Consider the following 21382-nt stretch of genomic DNA (forward strand, 5'->3'; position numbering starts at 1 on the left):
AATCCTAGCAATCAAAGCTCGAATGACAGCATTCGAGCTTTTTTATGTCTTCTTCTATTAAAGCATTCTCTTGTTATAGCGAAAAAGATTTGGACAATACATTTCATTCTCTAAAAATATATGTTCACCCAATGGGCGCTACCTGCATATGATGAAGTGAAAAGAGTCGAAGGAGGAATTGCGCTGAAACGTTTACGACAAATCGTGACGAAAGCAGTAGTTGCCAAGGGGAAGAAAAGAACGGAAGAGCGTGTTACATTATCACCGACAAATAAACCGACAAGTATTTTAGGATGCTGGGTGATTAATCATACTTGCTCCGCGAAAAAAGTCGGCAAGTTTGTGGAGGTAACAGGAAAGTTTGATGTCAATGTGTGGTATGCCTATAGTAATCACTCGAAGACAGCTGTATTTTCCGAAACGGTTCATTATAAAGACAAAGTAAAGCTGCATTATCGAGAAGGCGAAATTAGTGTTGGTGATGATGTACGAGTACGTGTTCTTCAGGAGCCAAATTGTATTGAAGCCATCATTTCTCCATGTGGTACGAAATTTGAAATTGTTGTAGAGCGTGAAGTCATTGTCGAGGTAATGGGTGAAACAACGATTTGTATCAGTGTGCATCCACTAGACTATGAAGAAGATTGGAGCTTTAAAGATGAGAGTTCATCCTCCTCCTCTTCAAGCTCTAGTTCAAGCTCCTCTTCAAGCTCTGATGGAGAAGGCAGGTATGTGTTAGAGTCGTCATCGTTTCCTGATGAACGCCCAAGATAAGTTTATCAAACATCATTTTTTGATACATGCGAAATGCTAGCATCTTAAAAAAAGGTGAAAAAAGCGTTTCGCATGTATCTTTTGTTATAATAAAAGTATCTATTAGGCAAGAGTGAGGGATTTTGAAGATGACGATATATACGCCAATGATGCAACAGTATCTACAGGTAAAAGAAGATTATAAAGATGCCTTTTTATTTTTTAGATTAGGCGACTTTTATGAAATGTTTTTTGAGGATGCCATTCATGCCTCGCAAATTTTAGAGATTACATTAACAAGTCGAGATGCAGGCGCGAAAGAGCGCATTCCTATGTGTGGCGTGCCGCATCATTCGGCTAAAAACTATATTGAAACACTTGTGCAAAAGGGCTATAAAGTGGCGATCTGTGAGCAAACAGAGGACCCGAAACAAGCAAAAGGGGTAGTCAAGCGTGAAGTTGTTCAGCTGATTACACCAGGAACCATTATGGAAGGCAAGGCGCTTGAAGGGAAATCCAATCATTTTATTGGAGCAGCCGAGCAACTGGATGATCAGACATTTGGCTATGCTTATTTGGATTTATCTACAGGTGAAGCAGTGGCTTCTTCGATTAAAGGCGATGGCAAGGCGCTGTTAATGCAAATGCAGGCGTATGGTATTTGTGAGCTTATTGTTACAGAAAGTTTGCAGTTGTTATTGGCTGAGCATGCGGTGAATGTGGGAATTGTTCTTTCTATTGAAGAAGATGAAATGACATTGGAGCAAGCGATAAGCTATTTAGAGGCTGTACCACAAGCATTACAAATTCCATGTCTTCGATTGCTCGCGTATATCGATAAAACACAGATGCGTTCCTTATCACATATTCAGGCATTCACATTTCATGAAATCAAAAATTATTTACACATTGATTCCAGCTCCAAACGCAATTTAGAGCTCATTCAATCCATTCGCGGTGGGGATCAAAAGGGAACACTATTATGGCTACTGGATGATACGGTGACAGCAATGGGAGGACGTAAATTAAAGCAATGGCTACATCAGCCGCTTGCTACACGTTCAGCTATCGAAATGAGACTAGCCATTGTGACAGATTTATTGGAGGAATATTTCGTTAGAACAGAGCTACAGGCCTCTTTAAAACAAGTATATGATTTAGAGCGTTTAGCTGGTCGTGTGGCTTTTGGCAATGTAGGTGGGCGTGATTTAGCACAGCTACGCGATTCATTACGACAAGTGCCGATGATCCAGCAACAGCTACTAGATGCTAATAAGGAGACGCTTCAACGATTAGGCACAGAATTGGATAGTTGTGCAGATGTCGAGGCATTCTTAGCACAGGCCATTACAGATAATCCCCCCATTACCATTAAAGAGGGAGATGTGATTCGTGATGGCTATAATGAACGCTTAGATGAGCTGCGTTATGCTGCTCGCAATGGCAAGGATTGGATTGCTCAGCTGGAGCAGGAGGAGCGCGCAAAAACAGGCATTAAAAATTTGAAAATTGGCTATAACCGCATTTTTGGTTATTATATTGAAATTACAAAATCTAATATTCATTTGGCTGATTTAACACGTTATGAGCGTAAGCAAACATTGGCAAATGCTGAACGTTATATTACGCAGGAATTAAAAGAAAAGGAAGCATTAATTTTAAATGCAGAGGAAGAAAGTTTAACATTAGAATATAACCTATTTGTAGAAATTCGTGATGCATTAAAGGTATTTATTCCACGTGTACAAGCATTAGCAGCAAGTATTAGTGAGTTAGATGTATTACTAAGCTTTGCAAGTGTTTCTGAAAAATATCGTTTTACAAAGCCTGAATTTCACGAGGGACGTGCTCTTGAAATTATCGAGGGACGACATCCTGTAGTGGAAAAAATGTTAAATAAACAAATGTATGTGCCAAACGACTGTGTTCTCGAAGAAGCCAATAATATGATGCTCATTACAGGGCCTAATATGTCTGGTAAAAGTACTTATATGCGTCAGGTGGCATTAATTGTTGTGATGGCACAGATGGGCTGTTATGTGCCTGCTGAAAGGGCAAAGCTGCCGATTACTGATCAAATTTTCACACGTATTGGCGCAGCGGACGATTTAGCAGCAGGACAATCGACATTCATGGTGGAGATGCTCGAATCGCAGCATGCTATTACACATGCTACGAAAAACAGCCTAATGCTATTTGATGAAATAGGACGTGGCACTTCCACTTATGATGGCATGAGCCTTGCACAGGCGATGATGGAATATATCCATCATAATATTGGCGCAAATACACTATTTTCTACGCATTATCACGAATTAACAGCGCTTGAAAAGGATTTGCCACGCCTGCAAAATGTGCATGTATCGGCTACTGAAAGAAATGGTATGGTTGTCTTTTTGCATAAGGTGAAGAAGGGTGCGGCTGATAAATCCTATGGTATTCATGTGGCACAACTTGCTCAATTACCAGAGGAAATTTTAGCAAGGGCACGTGTTTTACTAGAAAACTTTGAGGCGGGTAAAGAGGTAGTGGCTGAAGTGCAGCAAGTAATAGAACAGCCTATACAGATGTCATTATTTGCAGAGGAGGAGCCTTTGTCACCAGCTGAGGCAGAGGTGCTAAAAAAATTAGAAAAGATTAATATTTTGGGCACTTCACCAATGCAGGCGATGAATATTTTATATGAGCTACAGCAAGAGTTAGTCAACGCTAAAAAATAAAGGAGTGAGACGAGCGTGGGAAACATACAAATTATGGACGAATGGCTCTCTAATAAAATTGCGGCAGGGGAAGTGGTAGAACGGCCAGCCTCTGTTGTCAAAGAGCTTGTTGAAAATGCGATTGATGCTGGTAGCACGTCCATTGATGTTTTTTTATTAGAAGCAGGTCTTACTTCTATTCAAGTGATTGATAATGGTAGTGGGATGGATGAGGAGGATGCTTTAAAATCATTTTCACGCCATGCTACAAGTAAAATTTATCAGGAGCATGATTTATTTCGCATTCGTACACTCGGCTTTCGTGGAGAGGCACTTGCCTCCATTGCCTCCGTTTCTAAAATGACAGTGATTACATCTGATGGTGAATCGGGTACATATGTAGAGCTTGAGGGTGGACATATGATGTTACACAAGCCTGGTCCTTTACGTAAGGGAACAGATATCACCGTCTCACAGTTATTTTTTAACACACCTGCTCGCTTAAAATATATGAAAACGATTCAAACTGAGCTCGGGCATACCATTGACCTGATAAACCGTCTGGCCCTTGGCAATCCACAAATTGCGTTTCGGCTATTGCATAATGGTCAGCAATTGCTGCAAACAAATGGACGAGGCGATGTGCAGCAAGTGCTTGCTGCGATTTATGGTGTACACAATGCCAAGAAAATGGTGTCCTTCCAGGGCGAGTCACATGATTATAAAGTTTCTGGCTTTTTGTCGTTACCAGAGATAACGCGAGCTTCGAAAAATTATATGACCATTTTTGTCAATGGGCGTTGGGTGAAGCATTATTTAGTGCAAAAAACGATTGTGGATGCCTACCATACGTATTTACCGATTGAGCGCTTTCCAATTGTTGTTCTTTATATAGAGGGCGATCCATATTTAACAGATGTGAACGTCCATCCTGCTAAACATCAAATCCGTTTAAGTAAGGAGCCTGAGCTTTTAACATTAATTGGGGAAACAATAAGAGAGGCAATACGTTCAGTGATACGTGTACCACAAATGGAGAAAAAAGAAAAAGTTGTAAAGCCTGCCACTGAGCAATTAAATATATGGAAGCCAGCACCTAAAATGGATGTTGATAAAATGAATGCCATTGTAGAAAAGTTATATGATGTCCAAGCTGTCAAGGAATCCGCACTTGATAATAGTGTAGAGCCAGCGCCTATTGCTACAGTGATGGAGGATAGCTGGCAGCCAATGCCACAGCAAGAGACGGCAGCAGTTGAAGAAGTGCTAGACGTAGAACAACAGTCCACGAAAGAACCTTTTCCAGAGCTTGAGGTTGTGGGGCAAATTCATGGCACCTATATTGTTGCGCAAATGGAGGATGGATTTTATCTCATAGATCAACATGCTGCACAGGAACGCATTAAATATGAGTTTTTTCGTGAAAAGGTTGGTCACGTAAATCCGCATGAACGTCAGGCATTATTGCTGCCACTTACATTCCACTATGCAGCCGACGAGGCCCTTGTCTTACGAGAAAATAAGCATGAATTAGAAGCTGTAGGGGTGTTTTTAGAGGAATTTGGACAGTCGTCCTTTGTGATACGTGAGCATCCAAGCTGGTTTCCTAAAGGTGAGGAGCAAGAAATTATTGAGGATTTAATTGAACAAGTGCTTACAACCAAAAAGACAGATGTTAAAAAGCTGCGTGAGGATGCAGCCATCATGATGAGCTGTAAAAAATCTATTAAAGCGAATCATTATTTAACAAAGGAGCAAATGGAGGCATTGCTGCGAGATTTACGCAATGCAGCTAATCCATTTACATGCCCACATGGCCGTCCAGTGCTGATTCATTTTACAACCTATGAAGTAGAAAAAATGTTCAAACGAGTGATGTAGTACAAAGGGGGAGAAGCAATGGGGAAATTTATTTTAGCAATTGATCAAGGAACAACAAGCTCCAGAGCTATTTTATTTAATCATAAGGGTGAAATTGTCCATGTTGCACAAAAGGAATTTCAGCAAATTTTTCCTAAGGCTGGCTGGGTAGAGCATAATGCCAATGAAATTTGGGGCTCCATTCTCGCTGTAATCGCCGCCGTGCTCACAGAAAGTGGACATGAAGCCAGCGAGGTACATGCGATTGGTATTACAAATCAACGAGAAACAACCGTTGTCTGGGATAAACATACAGGACAGCCCATCTATAACGCCATTGTCTGGCAATCACGTCAAACACAGGATATTGTCAATGACTTAAAAGCGCAGGGCCATGAAGAACTGTTTCAGCAAAAGACAGGATTACGCCTAGATGCTTATTTTTCAGCGACAAAAATTAAATGGATTTTAGATCATGTGGAAGGTGCACGTGCAAAGGCTGAAAATGGGAATTTATTGTTCGGTACGATTGATTCTTGGATTGTTTGGCGATTATCAAAAGGACAGGCTCATATTACCGACTATTCAAATGCAGCACGCACAATGCTTTATAATATTCACGAATTGCAATGGGACCAGGAGCTTTGTCAGCTATTAGCTATCCCCATGTCCATGCTACCTGAGGTAAGAAATTCATCAGAAATTTATACAACAACAGCATCAAGTATTTTCTTTGGCGAAAAAGTTCCCATTGCAGGTATTGCTGGTGATCAACAGGCAGCTCTTTTTGGGCAAACTTGCTTTACAAAGGGAATGGCAAAAAACACCTATGGCACAGGCTGCTTTATGCTCTTAAATACAGGACAGCAAGCAGTAAAATCTGACAATGGCTTGCTTACAACCATTGCTTGGGGAATAGATGGAAATGTTACCTATGCATTGGAGGGAAGTGTTTTTGTAGCAGGTTCAGCTATCCAATGGCTCCGTGATGGTCTACGTATGATTCGTACTGCTGAGGATTCAGAAACGTACTCGAAAAAAGTGGAACATACGGATGGTGTGTATGTTGTACCTGCATTTGTTGGATTAGGCACACCCTATTGGGATACAGACGCTCGTGGTGCTATTTTTGGCTTAACACGTGGAACCTCGAAAGAACATTTTATTCGAGCAACACTGGAATCACTGGCTTATCAAACAAAGGATGTACTGGATGCAATGGAGGAAGCGGCTGGTATGCCGATTGAAGTATTACGTGTAGATGGGGGAGCTGTCAGCAATGACCTATTAATGCAGTTCCAAAGTGATATTTTGCAACTTCAGGTAGAGCTAGCGAAACTCAATGAATCCACAGCGCTTGGAGCAGCTTATTTAGCAGGACTAGCTACAGGTTTTTGGCAAAATCAAGAAGCACTAACGGCGCTTTGGACAAGCGGGCAAACCTATCAACCACAAATGGAGGAAGACCAAGCAATGGTACTTTATAAAGGCTGGCAAAAGGCTGTGGAAGCCACGCGAATTTTTAAATTATAGTTACTGGGGGAGAAAAGTATGTTTTCATTTGAGCAGCGTCCTAAAATTTTACACTATTTAGAGCACTATAGTTTTGATGTACTCGTTGTAGGTGGAGGCATAACAGGAGCAGGAATTGCACTGGATGCTGCATCGAGAGGTCTATCTGTGGCATTAATTGAGATGCAAGATTTTTCAGCTGGTACATCAAGTCGTTCAACAAAGCTTATTCATGGAGGGTTACGCTATTTAAAGCAATTCGATGTGAGCGTAGTGGCAGAAGTAGGACGCGAGCGTGAGATTGTATATGATAATGCTGTTCATGTTACAACACCTGAAAAAATGCTCTTACCCTTATATAAAAAGGGCTCACTTGGCCCACTTACTACATCTTTGGCATTAAAGGTTTATGACCGTTTAGCTGGTGTTAAAAAGGATGAACGCAGAACAATGCTAGATGCTCAGGAAACGCTGGCATTAGAGCCCTTACTAAATCCAGAGGGACTAATTGGTGGCGGCTATTATGTAGAATACCGTACAGATGATGCACGACTTACCATTGAAGTATTGAAAAAAGCCGTAGAGTATGGGGCTCTGTGTGTCAATTATGCTGAGATGACAGCGTTTATTTATGATAAGAAAAAGCTTGTTGGGGTTAAGGTGAAGGATCAGATAACAGGCAGAATTCTTGATGTACATGCTGCACAAATTGTGAATGCAACAGGTCCTTGGGTAGATCAAGTACGACAAAAGGATAAAGTGACAGATAACAAGCAATTACGTTTAACAAAGGGCGTTCATATTGTCCTTAGTCAAAAGAATTTTCCATTAAAGCAGGCTGTTTATTTTGATATTGCTGATGGACGAATGGCTTTTGCTATTCCACGTGATGGCAAAACGTATATTGGTACAACGGATACGGTTTTTGAGGGTGACCCACTACATCCTGTTGCTACGACAAAAGACGTCGATTATTTAATAGAAGCAGCCAAACGGATATTTTCAACGGCTACGATAACAAGAGAAACTATTGAATCGACTTGGGCAGGTATACACCCACTTATCTATGAAAAAGGTAAGGACCCCTCTGAAATCTCCAGAAAAGATGAAATTTGGACAGCATCAAGTGGCTTAATGACCATTGCAGGCGGTAAATTAACAGGCTATCGCCAAATGGCAGAAACAATCGTAGATAAAATTGTGAAGCTTCGTCGCTATAAGCATGCAGGCCCTTGTCTAACACGTGAACTTTCACTTTCGGGTGCAAAAGGCATCAATGCTATTAATTTCCCCGACTATATTGCCTATAAAGCGCGAGAAGGTGTGCAATATGGCTTGAACTATGATGAAGCAAAGCAGCTTGTGCAAAAATATGGCACAAATATCGATGCATTATTTGATCGTGTAAAATATTTGCATGAGCATGGTAGCACAATGCCTCTAGCTTTACATGCGATGTTGCTCTACGGTATTGAAGCGGAAATGGTCTATACACCAAGTGACTTCTTTATTCGTCGTACAGGCTTATTGTATTTTGATATTGAGGCAGTTAAACTGTATAAACAGCAGGTCGCACAGGTGATGCAGCAGCGTTTAAATTATACAGATGCACAAAAAAATATTTATATGGCACAACTAGATGAAGCGATTATGGATGCGATATATTTTGCGAAAGAGAGTGAGTAAGGGATGACACGTTATATTCAAATGTCAGATAAACATTTTATTTTTACTCGCACATTACAGCCTACAGCGCCCTGCATTGGTCATATTCATATTTTACATGGCATGGCAGAGCATAGTGGACGCTATCTTAAATTTGCACATACACTTACTGCAGCAGGCTATGCCGTGACGATGCATGATCATCGTGGGCATGGAGAAACTGCTGCCTATAATGGCACTTTAGGCTTTTTTGGTGAACACAATGGTTTTGAGCGCGTTGTAAAAGATGTACATGAAATTATTACACTGTTACACAAGCAATTTGCTGATGTCCCAGTAATACTGTTTGGCCATAGTATGGGATCATTTATTACAAGACGCTATATTCAATTATATGGCGATGAAGTTGATAGAGTGATTTTATGCGGAACAGGTAATGTGACAGCATTACATGCGGTGGGGAATCTTCTTGCTAGGGCATTAGCAAAAGGGCTTGGCAAAGAAACAGAGAGTCAGCTATTAAATCAGCTCAGCTTTGGTAGTTTTAATAAGCAATTCCCAAATCCAAAAACGGCTTACGATTGGCTAACTTCTGTCCAGCAAGAGGTTCAAAAATATATCGATGATCCATATTGTGGCTTTATTCCCACTAATCAATTTTTCGTTGATTTAACAACAGGCTTTACAACATTGAATCGTAAAAAAGAAATCGCTAAAGTAAGAAAGGATTTGCCGATTCTTTTGATAAGCGGTAGCAAGGACCCTGTTGGTGAACAAGGCTTAGGTGTTTATACAGTTGCTGAGCAATTCGCAGCAGCAGGGATACAGGACGTAACGGTTTATTTATTTGAGAATAAACGTCATGAAATTTTAAATGAAAATAATCAACAAGCAGTTTTCCAAGTTTTATTACGGTGGTTAGAAAAATATGATACAAACTAAAATACAGCAGGCTGAAGTGGTAGCCATCGTTGGCCCCACTGCCTCTGGTAAAACAGCCTTAAGCATTGAATTAGCCAAAAAATATAATGGAGAAATTATTAATGGTGACGCCATGCAAATTTATAAAGGGCTAGATATTGGTACAGCTAAAATTACAGAGCAGGAGATGGAGGGAATTCCTCATCATTTACTTAGCTTTTTAGAGCCAACGGAAGCTTTTTCTGTGGCAGATTATCAAAGGTTAGTACGGGACAAAATTGCAGAAATTCAAGCTAGGCAGAAGCTACCCATTATAGTTGGCGGCTCAGGCTTATATATCCAAGCCGTACTTTATGATTTCCAATTTACTGAGGAACGGGTAGATGAAGCGGCACGTAAAGCTTACTATAATGAGCTAGCAGCACTTGGGCCAGAGGCAATGCATCATAAGCTCCAAAAGCTAGATCCAAAAACAGCAGAAACCATTCACCCTAATAATACACGCCGTGTGATTCGAGCATTGGAAATGTTAGAGTTAAGTGGTGTATCAAAGGTGGCTGAAGCGCAAAACCGTGGACAAGTTCCGCTGTATAAGCATGTTATTATTGGGTTAGGGCAAAATATGCCACGCGAAATGCTATATGAGCGTATTAACCGTCGTGTTGATATTATGATGGAGCAGGGACTTTTAGAGGAAGTAAAAGGCTTATGGCAGCAAAATATTCGAGGTGTGCAGTCCATTCAAGCAATTGGCTACAAGGAATTATATGATTACTTAGATGGCAAATGCTCACTAGAGGATGCCATTGACAGCTTAAAACAAAACTCGCGCCGTTATGCCAAAAGACAGCTCACCTATTTCCGCAATAAAATGGACGTATATTTTATTGCGGTGAATGAGCAATTATAATCTAATGTTTTTCTCTATAACGAGAAAATTCCTTAAATTACTAATTGATAAGTTGGCAGAACATGCTACTATAGGAATGAAGAGGTAGAAAGTTAGCAGGGAGGCTATTGGATGAAATCAGTTAATTTGCAAGATGCGTTTTTAAATCAACTACGCAAAAACAATATTTTTGTAACTGTCTTTTTATTAAATGGATTTCAGCTAAAGGGAACGGTGAAATCCTATGACAATTTTACCGTTTTATTAATGGATGCTGAACAAAAGCAACATCTTATCTACAAGCATGCCATTTCTACATTCGTTCCAGCAAAGCAAGTAGAAGTTTTGGAGACAGAAGGATAAAAGATTATGAAACAGCTAGTGGGTTCTTCGCACTAGCTGTTTTTTAGGCTTCAGGCTATAATAAGAGAGGAATTTGATATTTTGGAGGATAATTAACGATGAAATCAATGGAAACAACACAATTATTAGAGCTATTAGATGCAAATGAGGATCTATATATTATTGATGTGCGTGAAGACGATGAAGTAGTACATGGTATGATTCCTGGCGCACAGCATATTGCCCTTGCTACAATCCCTGAACGCCTAGAAGAATTAGATGCAACAAAGCCATATATTATTGTTTGTAAAGCAGGAGGACGCTCTGCCAATGCCTGTGCGTATTTAGAAGCTCAAGGATTTGATGTAATAAACCTAGAAGGTGGCATGCTTGCTTATGATGGCGAGCTAGAGTTTAAATAATATTGATTTTAAAGTCCTCGCATTAGTATGCGGGGACTTTTTATTTTGCCAAATATGTGCAGGATTGAATAGTATTTATACTACTAGGAAGAGAAACTTGTTAAAGCTTGAAGCGATATTATGCACACTCCCAAAATTATTCGTTTAAAATATATAAAAACTACTAATGAGAAGATTGAAGTAAAAAGCAGCTATTTTTTGTGTTTATTTAAAAAATAGCTGCTTTTTAATTTTTTGAATTTTTAAAAATAATCAGAATTATGTATATTTTTGTTGTAATGAAATGAAGGAGGAATGAACATGCAAAGTACTGGGAAAGTGAGAATTCCTGAGGGAAAGAAAGTCGCAGTAAACATTGGTGTAGATTTTGATGCAGCATCTGTATGGTATGGCACGTTTGGTCAAACATCACCAGCCTATTTAGCAAGAGGAGAGTTTGGAGCTGAGATCGGTGTGCCAAGGTTACTGAATTTATTTGAGAAATATAATATTACGACAACATTTTGTATTCCAGGACATACGATAGACACGCACACAGAAACGGTTAAAGACATTATTAGAGCTGGACATGAAATATGCCATCATGGCTATGCCCATGAAAATCCAACAAATATGAGCTATGAGCAAGAGGAATCCATTATGTTAAAGGGTTTAGAGGCTTTAAAACGAGTTGGGGTTGAGCCAGTGGGTTATCGTTCCCCAGCATGGGATTATAGTCCAAATACATTAAAGCTATTAGAAAAATATAATTTTAAATATGATAGTAGTTTAATGGGGAATGATTTACATCCATATCGACCAAGAGAAGTAAATGTCGATTTTGACAATGGCAACACTTTTGGCGCTCCAAGTCACATTATTGAAATTCCTGTTTCATGGTATTTAGATGATTTTCCAACCCAAGAATATGTGATCGGAGGAGGAGAGGGTCTTCGCTCAAACGTAGAAGTATATGAGCGCTGGAAATCTATTTTCGATTATGCAGTCGAGCATGTAGAGGGGGCCTGCTATATTTTAACTGTTCATCCTCAAACAATAGGACGAGCACATAATATTCAAATGCTAGAAAAGCTAATCCAATATATGGAGGAGAAGGGAGCTTGGTTCACAACACTTGAAAATATTTGCTTAGCATATGAGGAAGACACAAATTAAATGATCGGACAAAAAGGAGGAAATATATCCATGCAAGTAAAGGTTTCGAATGTACAATTTAAATTTGAAAGCTATTCATCCTTTGAGGATTTTGCTAACACAATCCACCGTATTTTTAAAGATATTCCTTTAGATAGTGATTATGTTTTATTCCCAGAGCTCGTAACGATTGGCTTACTCACAACTTATGACGATTATCACACATTCACAAGTCAAGATAATCGTAAGCTTACTAATTTTTTAAATGATTATATTGAGCTATTCAATACGTTATCTAAAGCTAGAAAACAAATTATTATTGCTGGCTCCACGCTTGAGCAGGAAGGACCCCATACTTATAATACAGCCTATATTTTTGATGGAAAAGGGAATTATGCTAAGCATAGAAAAACACATATTTTCCCAGCAGAATCCGATTGGGATACAAAAGAAGGAGATACCCTTAAAACATTTGATATTGGGCCAGTAAGAATTGCTGTAGCTATTTGCTATGAAATTGAAATACCTGAAATAGCAACAATTTATAGTAGACAAGGAGCGGACATTCTTTTCTGTCCTTCCTATACATTTACTGAACATGGTTTTTGGCGAGTTCGTCATTGTGCTGAAGCAAGATGTATTGAAAATCAGCTATACGTTATTCATTCCCCTATTATCGGAGAAGTGGATGGCGTCATCGAAACGGGCTTTGGCAATTCTGCTAATTTATCGCCCTGTGAGCTTCCATGGACACCTAACGGAATAATGGAAGAATGTACTACAAGCGATTTTGAGGTTATTACCTCTATACTAGAAATAGATACGTTATATGACAAAAGAAAAAGTGGTGTCGCTACTACTTTCCATGATAGAAAACGAAGAAATGATATATATCAAAAATATAATAAGTAAGAGGTGTTTTTATGAAGAAATGGTTAACAGTTTGTTTATTCGTTTTTACGATCATTTTGGCAGCGTGTAGTAGTACGGATGATTCAGGCAGCTCGGATGATAAGCAATCCTCTGATGATCAGAAAACGATTGCCTTTTTCTCTGCAGGAGCTAGTAATAATTATTTACAAACAGGCATTAAAGAGGCTGAAAAGGTCGCAAAGGAATACGGATGGAAAATTGAAATATTTGATGGCGGCTTTGATCCACTTAACCAGCTTAACCAGCTTCAGAATGCTGTAGCACAAAATAAGTTTGATGCCTTTTTAATTGAAGCGGTGGATGGCAATCAGCTATGTGATATGGTTCAAAGCTCAGTTCTCCCAGCAAATATTGCTGTTTCAGCCATCAATATTGAATTGTGCGGAGCAGTGGATGATGCTGCTGAGGGAACACTTACATTTGTCGGTGGACAAGGTGTTAATGTATATCAGGATATTTACAAGGATATTGTCGCAAACAATCCAGATGGTGGGAAAATTGCTATTATTGGTGGTCCATCCACTGGTACACCCTATTTAAATAATATAAAGGGCATGGAGCTTGAAATAGCTAATAATGATAAATGGGAAATCATTGGCCCATATTCAACAGATTACACGGCAAATCAAGCGTTCCAAATAACACAAAACGCATTGCAGGCACATCCTGACTTGAAGGTTATCTTTTCAAACTATTCAGGTATGTCAGCAGGGGTTGTAGAGGCTGTGAATGCTGCAGGTAAAAAAGGAAAAGTGAAAATTTATGATTTTGGCGGAGATGAGTGGTCCTTTGAAGCCGTCAGAAATGGTGATATTGAACAAACTGTTATTATGCTTCCAAAAGAAGAGGTACAAAGAGGAATGGAAGCGATTAAAAATCATTTTGAAGGGAAAGATTATCAATCGTTTTATGATTTAACACAAGAGGAAATCTTACCAGGCACACCTTATGTAAATAAAAATAATATCGCAGATTTTGAAACAAAAGGATTACCAGAATATTAGATGGAAGTCATTGTAAAAATATAGGCAAGTTCACGGGACCTTTTCAATCATCTTGTGTGCTTGCTCTATCAGAAGGGGAGTGATTTTATGACAAAGGCAACACCCATTATCAACATCACTAATCTAACAAAAAAATATGGTGAATTTTTTGCTAATCAGAGTATTAATATTACAATATCAAAAGGCCATTGCCACGCTTTTATTGGGCAAAATGGCTCAGGCAAATCAACGCTTATTGGCATGCTTTCAGGCAGAATTAAGCCTACAGAAGGTAATATTTTTATTGATCAAAATGAATTACATTATGGCGATCCTCATAGTTCGAGAGAGGCTGGCATTGCTACAATATTTCAGGAATTAACCATCATACCGAACATGACTGCCTTAGATAATGTATTTCTTGGCTTTAAGGAAGGAAAGTCTATTTTGGTCAATCGGAAAAAACGGTTAGAACGATTTTATGAATTGAGCAAACTTCTAAATACTCGTATTTCACCAAATTCTTATGCAATTGATTTATCTGTAGCCGATCAGCAGATTCTTGAAATTATGAGATGTTTAAATTTAGATTCCAAAATATTAATTTTGGATGAGCCTACTTCTTCTTTAGCACAAAATGAGAGAGAGGCTTTATTAGAGGCTTTAATGGAATTGAAAAAAAGAGGCATCACCATCCTTTATGTTAGTCATCATCTGGATGAAATCATGAAAATCTGTGATTCATTTACGGTATTAAAGAATGGTGTAGTGACAGAGCATAGCAGCATAGAGGGATGGACAAAGCAAAAAATTGTGCATGCCATGCTTGGCGAGGAAATTGATAGCGATTTTAAAGAAATTTTAATGCAGGAGTATCCTCATCAAATTCCTTCAGAGGAGATTGTATTAGAGGTTGAAAATTTGGAGAGCTTCCACTTTTTAAAAAATATATCCTTTACATTAAAGCAAGGAGAAATTTTAGGCTTGGGTGGCTTAGTGGGCTCAGGCAGAAGTGCAATTGCTAACACACTTTATGGGCTAGGAGAAAATTGTAGGGGAACACTTAAAATACAAGGACAGTTCATTAAAATCCCTTCTACACCAAGACAAGCAATTGGAAATGGAATTGTATTAGCCCCAGAGGATCGAAAAAAAACGGGTCTTCATTTAGGCTTTGAAGTACATGAAAATATTAATCTAATTGATTTAAAACGTATTGGTTCCTATGGTTTTTTATCTACTAAAAAATCAAAAAAGCTTGCACAACAATATATACAGGAATTTAAGCTCACACGACCGATTAACTCCATTGTTAAAAATTTATCGGGGGGAAATCAGCAGAAGGTTTTATTGTCGAAGGTTACAAGTGTTAATCCTAAGGTTTTAATAGTTGATGAACCTACTAGGGGGATTGATGTTGGCGTTAAATTAGATGTATTACGTAAATTAAAGGAGTTAGCGATGCAAGGTATGAGTATCATTATTATTTCCTCAGAGCTAGAAGAGGTTGTTGCTGTCAGCAATCGTGTACTTGTTATTTCTAAAGGAGAAATTGTTAGTGAATTAAAGGGCAAGGATATTCGTGTAAATAAAATCGTTGAAGCAACGTTTTTGGAAGGGAGTCACCAGACATGATGAACAAACTATCTGAGGAGCAGAATTTGACTTCTTCCGGAAATAGAAGTCTGAATTTTGGTAATATTAAAAATTTTGGGTTTAGGTATGGAGTAGTTTTCGCATTTTTTGTGCTAATTATTATTTCATCGATTGTTTACAATGGGTTTTTAAATCCTACTAATATATTAAACATGCTAAGTCAATTAGCCATTATTGGCATCATGGCTGCTGGAATGACCTATGTGATGATCACTGGCGGCTTAGATATGTCTATTGGAGGATTATACGCTGCAACGGCTGTTGTCGCTGCAAGCTTAGTTGATAGCACATCTATTTTTGTAGCTGTGCTAGTCGGTTTATCAGTTGGCCTTATTGCAGGCTTGTTAAATGGTGTGTTAATTACTTATTTAAAAGTACCTCCCTTTGTAGCAACACTGGGAACAGGCTCTATTTTCACTGGTTTTGCATTAGTATATTCGAAGGCACAGCCATTTTTTGTGAAAGACCCAGCCTATAAGTTTTTCGGTTCGCATTATATTGGACCCATTCCCGTTTCAGTTATTATTCTAGCTGTTATTTTTATTACACTAGGGACAATTCTCTCTTACACGCTATATGGCAAGGCACTATATGCTGTAGGGGGTAACAATGAGGCTAGTAGATTAGCAGGATTAAAGACAAATCGACTAATCATTAGCACCTATATCATCTGTGGTCTATGTGCATCTATGAGCGGTATCATTTTATCTTCTCGACTTGCACAGGGGCAGGCAAATATAGGGGAATCAATTGTTTTGGATGTAATAGCTGCTGTCGTTATTGGCGGTACCTCCCTTTCAGGTGGGCAGGGGGCAATTTGGCGAACATTTATTGGTGGAAGTATTCTAATCATGATTTCAAATGTTTTTGATAGTCTATCCATCAGTACTTATTGGCAATCAATTTTTAAAGGTGCCATTATTATTGTTGCTGTTATGATTGATTTTTATGGTCGTTCGAAGATTCAGAAATAGAGAGGATGAATAAAATGCGCTTACACAATAAAGTAGCCATCATTACTGGTGCGGGAAATGGACAAGGGCTGGCAGAGGCTGAATTGTTTTTACAAGAGGGAGCGAAAGTGGTTGCCACAGATATTAATGAGGAGGCATTAGAGCTTTTAAAGAAGCGGCACATGGGAAATGATCATCTTTTTGTGCATAAACATGATGTATCCTCTGAAACAGAGTGGGATAGCGTTATCCAAAAGACTATTCAATTGTTTGGACGTTTAGATATTTTAGTAAATAATGCGGGCATTCCCTCAAGAAGCTCCGTTATACACGAGGATTTAGAGGGCTGGAATAAGGTGATGACCATTAATGCCACAGGTACTTTTTTAGGCGTTCAAAAATGTGCTGAGCAAATGATGAAGCAGCAAGCAGGAAGTATTATTAATATCTCTTCTGTCTATGGAATTATTGGCGAAAAAGGCTATGTTTCCTATCATGCCTCAAAGGGAGCTATCAGAAGCTTAACAAAGGCAGCAGCAATGGATTTAGCAGAATACAATATACGCGTGAATTCTGTGCATCCTGGCATGATTGAAACGGAAATGACACGAGATCTTTTTGAGAATAACGAAAAAGCGAAATGGATGAAGGAAGTAACGCCATTGCCATTGCTTGGAAAGCCTAAAGATGTAGCCTATGGTGTTTTATATTTAGCGAGTGATGAGGCGAAGTTTGTAACAGGCAGTGAGCTAGTAATTGATGGTGGTTGGATTGCGAAATAAAGATTAGTAATGGAGGTATTTATGACGAAGCGTATTCTAATTACAGGAGCTACCGCTGGTATCGGCAGAGCAACTCTCGATAAATTTTATCAGGAGGGCTTTCATATCCTTGCATGTGATATTAATGTAGAAGAAGGCAACAAGCTAAGTGATATTTATGGTGCTCAGGTTGATTTTATAGAATTAGATGTTACAAATGAAAATAAATGGGTAAATTTACAAAGATATATACATGACAAAGACTATGAAATTGATGTATTGTTTAATAACGCTGGGATATTTGTCATGAATGATATTGCTACAACTACAGAAAAAGAATATCAGGCTATGTTTGATATTAATGTTAAGGGCAGCTTTTTAGCATTAAAATATATTGCACCTATTATGTATAAACAGGAAAAGGGCTCGATTATTAATGCATCTTCCAATGCCGCCTTTTTTGGTGCAAAAGGCTTAGGCATATACGGTGCTACTAAAGGTGCCATACGAACACTTACAAAAAATGCAGCAATGGAATTTGCACCTTATATAAGAGTGAATTCTATTCATCCTGGATATATTCAAACACAAATGATTGAATATGCAGCACAAAAATCAAATAAGACGCCACAGGATCAGGCAAAGTATGTACCATTAAAAAGATTGGGACATCCAGCGGAAATTGCATCAATGGTCTATTATCTAGGTAGCGAGGATGCATCCTATATTACGGGTAGTGAAATTGTCATTGATGGTGGTGTATCAAGCGGTCAGTCGATCTGGGAAGAGGAACATTGCTAAGGAGCTAGAAAGGGTGGGAATGATGTATTTATCGTTAAAATATAAATATCTTATTCTTACCCTTGTTGTATTTATTTTGCCCTATTTTATGATGACCATAATTTATATAAATAATGTTGGAGAGTATCAAAAGAAGCTTTTAATCGAAACAAGACTAGAGGTATTAAAAAAAATTCATTATTTTAATTCGTCTTTTGAAAGTAATCAAGCAAGCACAAAAGTATATCATGAAGTGTTAAATTCAATTTGGGGCAGCTACTCTGATTTTCTTTTATTAACAGAGCAAAAGGATATAAAATTCAGCACGAATTCCCATATATCAGAGCATGAGGAGTATTTTCGTAAATTGGAGCCCCAGAAAACCAATTACTATAAAATTGATTATTTGAATGTAGAACGAATTCTAATGTATTCATTTGATTCCTTTAATAATTGTTACTATGTTGTCATTGCTACGTCTGATTCCATTTTTAAGGAGCTGAATAATAAAAAGGAGGATTTAATGGCTTTTGCAATTGCCTCCACCTTACTGTTAACCATCATCACTTTTTTATATTCCAATAAAATTAGCACAACTTTACAAATGCTTATTGAGCGTATTACCTCTTATAGAAAAGCAGTTTATCATTTTGAAGAGAAAGAGAAAAAGCCTGTTTGGATTAATGATGAGTTGGATATTGCCAATCAACAATTAAACCAAACCATTGCTTATATGGTAGAAAAGGAAAAAGGCTATGTTCGAGAAAACTACGAAGCGCAATTGAATAATTTGCAAAGCCAAATTAATCCACATTTTCTTTACAATACCTTAGATAATATTAATCAATTAGCTATGATTCATGAGGTTGAAGAAATCTCTACATTGAGTGTTGGGCTAGCAAAGCTTTTTAGATATAACACGGATAACAGTGAAAATGAAACAACCATTGTAAAAGAGCTAGAGATTATTGAAGAATACATTAATATTATGAAAATAAGAGTTTCTTCTTTAGTATTTGACATTCAGATAGAAGAAAACGATTTATTACAAAATGCCATTTTAAAATTTACACTACAGCCAATTGTAGAAAATATTTTTAAGCATGGATACAGCCATAAAGAACCTCTATCAATAAATATCAGAATTTATCGAAAAGAGAATTATGTAATAATTGAAACTTATAATAAGAGCGAATATAAGGATATTGCTAAAATAGCGATGCTAAATGACAAAATAAATGAAGAAAATCATGAGGGTAGCATTGGTTTAAAAAATGTAAATAGACGTTTAAAGCTAAAATATGGAGAAGCGTATGGTGTAACGGTGCTAGTCAACGAACAACAATATTTTGTATCGAGAATTTTATTACCATATAAGAAATAATGTCTTTTAATGGTGAGGTGAGCTCTATGAATCTATTTATTGTGGAGGATGAAAACTTTATTAGAGAGGGATTAAGCTTTTTTATCAACAGAAATTTTATAGAATCCTTACATGTTTATTCTTATACAACGGGGGAGGATATGCTACTGGCAGCTAAAGATATTGCTCCTGACATCGTTTTATCAGATATTAATTTACCCGGTATGAGTGGAATAGAGGCTGTTCAGGAGCTAAAAAAGTTTCATCAATTTAAGGTAATTTTTCTATCTGGCTATGATGACTTTCAATATTTACAAAGTGCTATTCAAATTGGTGCTGAGGATTACATTTTAAAGCCGATTGATTATAAAAATCTAAAGCTAAAGCTATCACAAATGATGGAAGCATTGAGCATGAAAAAACAAGTAGATTATTCCATTAAATATAATCAATTATTAAATTTACTATTGGCCTTTGATCAACAAATGACAGATAGTAGTATCTATTCATTTGAATACTTTATTGTTAGCATCAATCAAACAAAAAATATCGGGATTTCACACGCTCATGAGCTATTTTATTTTAATATTTTTGGGGAATATATTGAGATTATGAATACCGATTTTGTATTGTCATATAGTCAGGACAATCATATGGTGCTGCAAAGAAATGACTTACATGATTTAAATCAAGCCGTGCTGGAGCTACTACTGAAGAGGCATCTAAATACTGGTGGTACTGTGCTAAATAAAAGAAAATCCATTTTTGATAATCAAATCTTTACAGATGAATTAAAATTACAAGAATTTATGACGATTTTACAAAATACAAAAATAGATTTTCAGCAAAGATTAGAAATCATGATTATGTTCTTATTGCAATATAGTATCTATTTCAATTGTTTGGAAACGTATCACAGCGCTCAAAAGATTATTGGTATCCAGCATCAAATGATTAAAGAAGACAATTTATCGAAAATAGTAAAAAGCTATATCATGCCGCTCGTTGATAAAATACTTAATTTACATGGCAATAGAGAGGATTTAGGTAAAAAAATAGTCGATTATATTTATACGCATTTTGATGATCCGCAGCTGGATTTGAATTATTTATCAGGTATTTTTAACAAAAGCCAAGCAAATTTAAGTATATTAATTAAAAAAAGCATTGATAAAAATTTTATCCACCTATTAAATGAGCTTAGAATTAACAAGGCGAAGCAGCTATTAGTTCATAGTGACAAGAGAAATAATGAAATTGCTTCGCTAGTGGGCTATAGTAATGAAGAGTATTTTAGTAAAGTATTTAAAAAATATGTTGGTATGACACCAGCAAAATATCGAACGATTTAAATAGTAAGTGGGTTTTGATAAAATAAATATAGAGCGCGATCGAGTTGAACATAAAAAGAATGAGTAATATATTCCAATCAATAGCACCTCCAACGATGCCTTTACAGTAGAGTCTACTGTCTAAGGCATGTCAAGCGCGAGAATTAGCTTAGAAAGAACTTTAATTTAGTTATATTGACAGTAAGAAATCTTTGCAGTAAATTAAAAGAAATTGGATAAAGCATTAGGTGCCCATAATGGGAGAATAGGGAATAAAGTGAAAAGCTTTAGCGGACCCGCCACTGTATAAGGGAATTTCATGGTAAATGCCACTAGTATATTGCTGGGAAGGTGCTATGGAATGTTGAACTTGAGCCAGGAGACCTGCCTATTTGCTTCGAGAGAATATAGATGATGGAAAAGTC

General features: G+C 37.6%; 18 protein-coding genes and 1 riboswitch. All 18 genes read left to right on the forward strand.

Annotated features, from left to right (window positions below; genetic code table 11):
- Positions 1-120: 120 nt before the first annotated feature.
- The 18 genes from cotE to MHB44_RS06300 all read left to right on the forward strand — a co-directional run bounded on the left by cotE (position 121) and on the right by MHB44_RS06300 (position 20978).
- Positions 121-774, forward strand: coding sequence for an outer spore coat protein CotE (gene cotE, locus MHB44_RS06215; RefSeq protein WP_235473325.1), 654 nt, complete (start codon positions 121-123; stop codon positions 772-774).
- A 128-nt stretch (positions 775-902) separates the two neighbouring features.
- A complete protein-coding gene (gene mutS / locus MHB44_RS06220) occupies positions 903-3473 on the forward strand; it encodes a DNA mismatch repair protein MutS (protein ID WP_341301996.1) in 2571 nt (856 codons plus the stop codon).
- A gap of 15 nt (positions 3474-3488) precedes the next feature.
- Complete coding sequence (mutL, locus tag MHB44_RS06225; protein ID WP_341301997.1) at positions 3489-5333, forward strand: DNA mismatch repair endonuclease MutL; 1845 nt, start codon at positions 3489-3491, stop codon at positions 5331-5333.
- Between the two features lie 18 nt (positions 5334-5351).
- Complete coding sequence (gene glpK / locus MHB44_RS06230) at positions 5352-6845, forward strand: glycerol kinase GlpK (RefSeq protein ID WP_341301998.1); 1494 nt, start codon at positions 5352-5354, stop codon at positions 6843-6845.
- An 18-nt stretch (positions 6846-6863) separates the two neighbouring features.
- Positions 6864-8510 carry a glycerol-3-phosphate dehydrogenase/oxidase gene (locus MHB44_RS06235; RefSeq protein WP_341301999.1) on the forward strand — a complete coding sequence of 549 codons (1647 nt, stop codon included), beginning with the start codon at positions 6864-6866 and terminating at the stop codon, positions 8508-8510.
- Positions 8511-8513: 3 nt separating this feature from the next.
- Positions 8514-9431: an alpha/beta fold hydrolase gene (locus tag MHB44_RS06240; protein ID WP_341302000.1), complete on the forward strand. Its 918-nt coding sequence runs from the start codon at positions 8514-8516 to the stop codon at positions 9429-9431.
- Positions 9418-10320, forward strand: a complete 903-nt coding sequence (gene miaA / locus MHB44_RS06245; RefSeq protein WP_341302001.1) for a tRNA (adenosine(37)-N6)-dimethylallyltransferase MiaA — start codon at positions 9418-9420, stop codon at positions 10318-10320. The genes MHB44_RS06240 and miaA overlap by 14 nt, the downstream gene beginning before the upstream one ends.
- Before the next feature lie 111 nt (positions 10321-10431).
- On the forward strand, positions 10432-10662 hold the full coding sequence (gene hfq, locus MHB44_RS06250; protein WP_053994013.1) for an RNA chaperone Hfq: 231 nt from the start codon (positions 10432-10434) through the stop codon (positions 10660-10662).
- A 98-nt stretch (positions 10663-10760) separates the two neighbouring features.
- Positions 10761-11063: a rhodanese-like domain-containing protein gene (locus MHB44_RS06255; RefSeq protein ID WP_341302002.1), complete on the forward strand. Its 303-nt coding sequence runs from the start codon at positions 10761-10763 to the stop codon at positions 11061-11063.
- A 300-nt stretch (positions 11064-11363) separates the two neighbouring features.
- Complete coding sequence (locus MHB44_RS06260) at positions 11364-12218, forward strand: polysaccharide deacetylase (protein WP_341302003.1); 855 nt, start codon at positions 11364-11366, stop codon at positions 12216-12218.
- A gap of 30 nt (positions 12219-12248) precedes the next feature.
- Positions 12249-13109: a nitrilase-related carbon-nitrogen hydrolase gene (locus MHB44_RS06265; protein ID WP_341302004.1), complete on the forward strand. Its 861-nt coding sequence runs from the start codon at positions 12249-12251 to the stop codon at positions 13107-13109.
- A gap of 11 nt (positions 13110-13120) precedes the next feature.
- Positions 13121-14134: a sugar ABC transporter substrate-binding protein gene (locus MHB44_RS06270; RefSeq protein ID WP_053994019.1), complete on the forward strand. Its 1014-nt coding sequence runs from the start codon at positions 13121-13123 to the stop codon at positions 14132-14134.
- Between the two features lie 87 nt (positions 14135-14221).
- On the forward strand, positions 14222-15748 hold the full coding sequence (locus MHB44_RS06275; protein WP_341302005.1) for a sugar ABC transporter ATP-binding protein: 1527 nt from the start codon (positions 14222-14224) through the stop codon (positions 15746-15748).
- Entirely contained in the window at positions 15745-16743 is a 999-nt protein-coding gene (locus MHB44_RS06280; RefSeq protein WP_341302006.1) for an ABC transporter permease, read from the forward strand. Before MHB44_RS06275 ends, MHB44_RS06280 begins: the two co-directional genes overlap by 4 nt.
- Before the next feature lie 14 nt (positions 16744-16757).
- Positions 16758-17504 carry a glucose 1-dehydrogenase gene (locus MHB44_RS06285; protein ID WP_341302007.1) on the forward strand — a complete coding sequence of 249 codons (747 nt, stop codon included), beginning with the start codon at positions 16758-16760 and terminating at the stop codon, positions 17502-17504.
- Positions 17505-17525: 21 nt separating this feature from the next.
- Positions 17526-18284 (forward strand): SDR family oxidoreductase, encoded by a 759-nt coding sequence (locus MHB44_RS06290; RefSeq protein WP_341302008.1) that lies wholly within the window; start codon positions 17526-17528, stop codon positions 18282-18284.
- A gap of 19 nt (positions 18285-18303) precedes the next feature.
- Entirely contained in the window at positions 18304-19647 is a 1344-nt protein-coding gene (locus MHB44_RS06295) for a histidine kinase (RefSeq protein WP_341302929.1), read from the forward strand.
- A gap of 26 nt (positions 19648-19673) precedes the next feature.
- Positions 19674-20978 (forward strand): response regulator, encoded by a 1305-nt coding sequence (locus MHB44_RS06300; protein ID WP_341302009.1) that lies wholly within the window; start codon positions 19674-19676, stop codon positions 20976-20978.
- Between the two features lie 208 nt (positions 20979-21186).
- Positions 21187-21364, forward strand: a riboswitch (cobalamin riboswitch).
- The last annotated feature ends 18 nt before the right edge of the window (positions 21365-21382 follow it).

The organism is Lysinibacillus sp. FSL H8-0500 (assembly GCF_038051955.1).
Lineage (GTDB): Bacteria > Bacillota > Bacilli > Bacillales_A > Planococcaceae > Lysinibacillus > Lysinibacillus macroides.